Origin of the sequence: Komagataeibacter xylinus (genome assembly GCF_004302915.1) — a bacterium.
GTDB classification, from domain to species: domain Bacteria; phylum Pseudomonadota; class Alphaproteobacteria; order Acetobacterales; family Acetobacteraceae; genus Komagataeibacter; species Komagataeibacter xylinus_C.
Genome location: NZ_QQBI01000069.1, coordinates 1 through 6,000, shown reverse-complemented (window position 1 = coordinate 6,000; position 6,000 = coordinate 1). Strand labels below are relative to the sequence as shown.

Here is a 6,000-nt window from a genome sequence, read left to right as displayed (position 1 = left end):
ACGACATCCTGCAGGCCGTCAAGCGATTCTGCCTCCGTACTACCAAAATCAGCGAAACTTCAGAATCAGGACACTAGCTTTTTTCCTCTTTTTCCTGACAACGGCTTTTGATTGCGTCCCCTGTGTCGCTGTCATAATCTGCATTCATGGTCCGCACTCCTTCTTCAAAACCTGCCACCCGCAAACCCGCCGCATCCGCGAAAGTTGGCACGACCGTCACGAAAAACAATCTGAAAGCCCTTGGTGCGGATCGGCTTGCAGACCTTCTGGTCGAACTGTCGGAACAGGATGCCGTGCTCACCCGGAAGCTGCGCATGGCGCTGACAGCCACTCATGCGAAAGACAAACTCGGCAAGGAGATCGAAAAGAGGCTGCGAACGATCCAGCGTTCCCGTGGATTCCTGCCCTGGGACCGGATCAAACCCCTTACGACCGAGCTCGATGCCTTACGGCAATCCATTCTCAACGATGTTGCAACGACGGATGTCGGGCAGGCCATTTCCGCCATGCGTCTTCTCGTGGAACTTGCTCCTTCCGTCTATGAGCGCTCTGATGACAGTTCCGGTTACCTGTCAGATGTGTTTCGCGAAGCGGCCTCCGATCTTGGCTCCCTCTGGGGACGACAGGCTGGTCGGGATCCGGCTGTCACTGTCAGGGATATGCTCACACTTCTCGATAACGACGGGTATGGCACCTGTGACCATCTGCTTGTCTCGTGCGGTGAAGCACTGGGGAAGCCGGGCGCGGCCATACTCAGAAACACGCTGCTTGCACGACTGCACGACCTTCCCGCCTCAAATGCGAAGGGAGACTATCGTACCGACTTTGCGCGCATGCAGACCCTCGGTCATCTGAAGGATCTGGCCGATGCAATAGGTGACGTCGATGCCTATATCGAAGCAGTCAACCTGAGTGAACGTCAGTCCTCTTCTATTGGCGATGTTGCACGTCGCCTGCTGGACAAGGAGCGTGCCCATGAGGCGCTCGAATGGCTCGACCGGGAGACTGAGGAGACGCCCCGGTTCCGCTGGGAAAATGACGATCTTCGGATCGAAGCGTGCGAAGCCGTGGGCGATCGCGACACAGCCCAGTCCCTGCGATGGAAAATCTTTCAGGAACGCCTTAGCCTGCCGCACTGGCAAGCATATCAACGCCAACTCAGCGATTACGACGCGATTGATGCTGAAGAACAGGCACTCAATCACATCCGTAATTTCCCGGTCAGGGGCGTAGCCCTTTCCACTCTTCTTAAATGGCCAGCGCTCGACGCTGCTGCCCGTCTCGTGCGGGAGCATACGGCAGAACTGGACGGGCGTAATTACGGAACACTACGTCCGGCTGCGGATCGTCTGTCTGAATCGTATCCCAATGAGGCGACCCTTCTTTACCGCCTGCTGGTCGAGGCCGTGCTGAATAAGGCGCTTTCCCGCTATTATTCCTATGCGGCGAAGGATCTCGCCTCCTGTCGGCTGCTTGCACAAATGCTGACAGCGACAAACGGCATGGAAACCCATGAAGCCTTTATGACCCGCTTGAAAGCGCAGCATAAGCGCAAGCTGGGTTTCTGGTCGCTGATCGGTGAATAATTAAAGACAGCGATAGGGGCAGCTGAATGTCTGTCAGGTTGTGAAACGTTATTGGCGTAATCAAGGAGTTCGTCGACCTGCTTCATGATGTTCACGATCAGCCGGTTTGATGTGATCAGCATTACGGAACGCATGATGGTTTCCTTCACTGACATTCAACTCCTCAGCATCCTCTCAGGATCACAGGGAGCCGTCCACGCCATCAGTTCTCAGTGAAAATCAACACCGATAGGTCTGCACGACGGGCCAGCCTTCACGGACGGCCATTTCATCGCGCAGGCGCAACTGGTCCTCGATGGAGGCCGCACTCTGGTTGTCGGACGAATGGTGGGCATAAAGAGCTACGCGGGTCATTCACTCTCCCCTTTCCGGCCTGTCCTTCCCGTCCGGGCGATGGCCGGGAAGAGGGCAATTGTCGTTGGCCGCCCGCCCCAATTTCCGACGGGCGAACTCTTCGCGGGCGATCTGGCGGCCCATTGCGCTCGCCAGGGCAAACATCAGTTCATCGCACCGCGCTTTCGCGGCAGGATCGACCGGCCCGTTATCGTTGGCCGGGACGATACCGCCGAGTTTGCGTTTCGTATCTTTTACCATGCCGCCACCCCCCATTTCCGCAAAAAAACAGGGTATGAGGCATCGAAAAACTCACGGTCGGAACATCACAAATCCCGTGTTCGGGCGTTTACGTATGTCATAGCGGTAATCGGCGGGACTGGCGTAAGTCTCAAACGCCCCCGCTTCGCGTTCAATTCGGAGAAATTGCGGATCTTCACCGCATGATCGGGGAATCGAGCGACGATTTCCAGTTCGCCCCCAAATGCCGGCATGACATCAATCGGGTATAGCTTATCAAGCCCACAAAACTGTCCGAACGGACGGGGCCACCTCAAAATATACATAAAATTATTATTTGATATCGAAATATATATATCAATCTTGAAAGGTACCCAAAATTTTGATATATAAAACTGCATCATATATGTGAATTGATGCAGAAAAGAACATTGATATGAGCTACGACATAACAGGCATAGCAGAGCGATTGCAAGCAGCGCGCAAAACCAAGGGGTTAAGCCAACGCGAGTTGAGCGAGTTGGCTGGGGTGCCTCAAGCGCAGATTTCCCGGATCGAAGCAGGAACTGTCGACCTACGCCTCTCAAGCTTGGCCGCGCTCGCTCATGCCCTTGATCTGGAGCTTGCTCTTGTTCCACGCAAGGCTGTGGCCGTCGTGCGTTCCCTAAGCCGCGATGCGATCAGCTCCAACCGCAAAGACGTCGTTGCAATCCAAAAGGAGATGCAGCGAATCAGTGAGACAATGCGCGGCATCCAAATGAGCATGCCAGACCTCGAAGGACTTCAGCGACTTCAGAAGTCTATCTCCGACTTGCACCGGTTCCGAGTATCGATGCTCGACCTCGAGGAAATGAAAAAACTGCGTCACATAATTGAGCAGATCGGTCGTCCAGGAAAAGAGATGGTCTCACTCAATGAAAGCCTCAAAATAATGCGAACGATCCGCAACAAGGCTTCACATGATCCGCTACCCGATAGCGGAGATACCCTATCACGTCCGGCCTACTCTCTTGATGAGGAGGACGATGATGCTTGATGTTTCCTTCCTGACCGTCAAACTCCATGGCAAACCGATCGGGACACTCACGCATCTTGGCGATGAACGATCTATATTTACGTTCAATGACGCCTATATTGGTAACGCGGACAGAGAAACGCTCGGTTTGTCCTTCAAAGACCAGTATGGGGAGTTGCGGAACGACTTCAGGCCGATCAAGGTGAAGCTCATGCCGTTCTTCTCGAACCTGCTTCCTGAAGGTCGTCTCCGCAGCTATCTGGCAGAAAAGGCGGGCGTCAATGAGATGCGTGAGTTCTTCCTGATCCAAGCCCTCGGCCGCGACCTGCCCGGGGCTGTGACGGTCGAGGTCGCTGAAGATGAAGCACGGCCTTTGTTTGATGATCTCGATGATCAAGTCGAGGTTAAGGGCTCAAACACCCATGAAAACGCGCTCCGGTTTTCGCTTGCTGGGGTTCAGTTGAAATTTTCAGCCGTCATCGACGCTGCCGGTGGCCTGACCATTCCAGCAAGTGGGATCGGGGGCGGTTGGATCGTCAAGCTTCCCTCAAGAGAGTATCATGGCGTCCCTGAAAACGAATTTTCGATGATGACGCTTGCTCGCATGGTTGGCATCAATGTCCCACCTATCGGCTTGGTAGATATTAGCGGTATCAAAAACTTGCCGGACGGCATCGACCAGCTTGGAGACAAGGCTTTTATCATCGAGCGCTTTGATCGTTGCGAAGATGGCACATCCATCCATATCGAGGACTTTGCTCAGGTCTATGGGGTCTATTCCGAAGATAAGTACAAAAAGGCAAGCAACCGCAGCATCGCGTCGGTGATCGCGGCTGAGTCCGATCATAACGATGTTGCCGAGTTCATCCGTCGCCTGACTTTCAATACCCTCATCGGCAACGGGGATATGCATCTAAAAAATTGGTCACTCATCTACCCCGACCAGCGGACCGCCAAGCTCTCTCCTGCCTATGACTTCGTATCGACGATTCCCTACATTCCGGGCGATCAGTCGGCCTTGAATTTCAGTCGTACGCGACGGTTTGATCAATTCACGAAAGAGGAGCTTCTTCACCTCGCCGGCAAGGCCGCGCTGCCGAGAAAGCTGGTCCTCGACACGGCACGTGAAACTGTCGGTCTCTTCATGGATCGATGGTCATCCGAGAAGGCGCATCTTCCGATGTCCCGTCATATAGTCAAGGTCATCGACAACCATCTAAAGACTCTGCCTATCATAGGCGAGGCGACCAGCTAAGAAACGAAGCTGAATGAATATTGCCGCTGGATCCGGAGATAAGACTTTCAAGCAATGATGTCCGCTTTGCGAAACACAGTCCAGCACTCCGCATGACTAATGTGTAGGCGTAAGCAAACATCGCGAAGATGAATTATCCTTCTGACACAACATTCAATGGAAATTCCGGGCCTTCACAATGATATTTTCGGAAGACCTGCCCTGATCGAAGTCTGGAAGTATCTGCGACGATCGATTTCCCACATCGGCTAGCAGGTGGGAAAGATCCACAATCTCACGCGTCACCAAATGCACCACTTCCCCTTCCTTCTGCAACCGCCCGACAATCCCCAACATCTGTCCTGACAGGACCACCCTGCGGAAACGCTCGAACATATCGGGCCAGATGATGACATTGATCGTGGCCGTTTCGTCCTCCAGCGTCAAGAACACCACGCCCTCGGCCGAACCGGGCCGCTGACGGACCAGCACCAATCCTGCCACCGACAGGCTGCTCCTGTCCCGGGCCTCCAGGGCCTGCCGGCACGTCACCATCCCGCGTTCGCTAAGATCATCGCGCAGGAAAGCCACGGGATGATCCCGCAGGGTCAGGCCGGTGCGGTTGTAGTCGCGCGCGACCTCAGCCCCGTCCCGCATGGGCTGGAGCAGCACGTCGGGTTCTTCCGCTTCACGCACGACGGAAGCTGCGGCAAACAGCGGCAGGGGTTCGTCACGTAGTGCTTTGATCGCCCAAAGCGCCTCACGCCGGGCCAGACCCAGCCCCGGCCGGAAGGCGTCCGCCTCGGCCAGATGGGCCAGGGCCGCCCCCTTCACCCCTGCCCTACGCCACAGATCATCGACCGAGGCAAAGGGCCGGTCGCCCCGCGCTGCCACGATCCGGGCCGCATCCTCATTGGCCAGCCCTTTCACTAGGTTCATGCCCAGACGGACGGCAAACAGCCCGTCATTCCGCTCCGGGCCTTCAAGTATGCTGTCCCAGCGCGAGGCGTTGATGCAGACCGGCCGGATCTCGACCCCATGCTCGCGGGCGTCGCGCACAAGCTGGGCCGGGGCGTAGAACCCCATCGGCTGGCTGTTCAGGAGGGCGGCCAGAAACACATCTGGATGGGCGCATTTCATCCAGGATGACGAATAGGCAAGGATGGCAAATGAGGCCGCATGGCTTTCGGGAAAGCCGTAACTGCCAAACCCCTCAAGCTGCTGGAAGATGCGCTCGGCAAAGGTCGCGGGATAACCCCGCGCCGTCATGCCTTCGATCAGTCGCGTGCGGAAACGCGAGACCGTGCCGGTATTCTTGAACGTCGCCATGGCCCGGCGCAACTGGTCGGCCTCGGACGCCGAAAACCCGGCACACACCATGGCCACCTGCATCACCTGTTCCTGGAACAGCGGAATGCCCAGCGTCTTCTTGAGCACCTTTTCGAGTTCCGGCGTCGGGTAGATCTCCTTTTCCTGCCCGGCCCGCCGGCGCAGATAGGGATGCACCATGTCCCCCTTATGTGGACGGCCTTTACGATGCAAGAGGTCACATTGATTGCATTGTCGTATCTTTCTTCTGCGTATTTTCGCTC

5 protein-coding genes and 2 pseudogenes are annotated in these 6,000 nt (G+C 55.8%); 3 read left to right on the top strand and 4 right to left on the bottom strand.

Features of this window, described 5'->3' with window-relative positions; translation table 11 throughout:
• Positions 1–146: 146 nt before the first annotated feature.
• Positions 147–1,586, top strand: a complete 1,440-nt coding sequence (locus DV027_RS16840; RefSeq protein WP_130732959.1) for a DUF6880 family protein — start codon at positions 147–149, stop codon at positions 1,584–1,586.
• A gap of 32 nt (positions 1,587–1,618) precedes the next feature.
• Here DV027_RS16840 and DV027_RS18230 read toward each other — a convergent pair.
• The 3 genes and pseudogenes from DV027_RS18230 to DV027_RS16830 all read right to left on the bottom strand — a co-directional run.
• Positions 1,619–1,724 (bottom strand): annotated as a pseudogene (locus DV027_RS18230) (IS481 family transposase); the annotation flags it as partial.
• Positions 1,725–1,805: 81 nt separating this feature from the next.
• Complete coding sequence (locus DV027_RS16835) at positions 1,806–1,940, bottom strand: resolvase (protein ID WP_007396158.1); 135 nt, start codon at positions 1,938–1,940, stop codon at positions 1,806–1,808.
• Positions 1,941–2,180, bottom strand: coding sequence for a hypothetical protein (locus tag DV027_RS16830; RefSeq protein WP_034933542.1), 240 nt, complete (start codon positions 2,178–2,180; stop codon positions 1,941–1,943).
• Between the two features lie 415 nt (positions 2,181–2,595).
• On the opposite strand from DV027_RS16830, the gene DV027_RS16820 reads away from it, so the two are divergent.
• Both DV027_RS16820 and DV027_RS16815 read left to right on the top strand, forming a co-directional pair.
• Positions 2,596–3,195: a helix-turn-helix domain-containing protein gene (locus DV027_RS16820; protein WP_019087483.1), complete on the top strand. Its 600-nt coding sequence runs from the start codon at positions 2,596–2,598 to the stop codon at positions 3,193–3,195.
• Entirely contained in the window at positions 3,185–4,429 is a 1,245-nt protein-coding gene (locus DV027_RS16815) for a type II toxin-antitoxin system HipA family toxin (protein ID WP_007396161.1), read from the top strand. The genes DV027_RS16820 and DV027_RS16815 overlap by 11 nt, the downstream gene beginning before the upstream one ends.
• 153 nt (positions 4,430–4,582) lie before the next feature.
• Here DV027_RS16815 and DV027_RS16810 read toward each other — a convergent pair.
• Positions 4,583–5,932, bottom strand: a pseudogene (locus tag DV027_RS16810) (helix-hairpin-helix domain-containing protein); the annotation flags it as partial.
• Positions 5,933–6,000 lie beyond the last annotated feature (68 nt).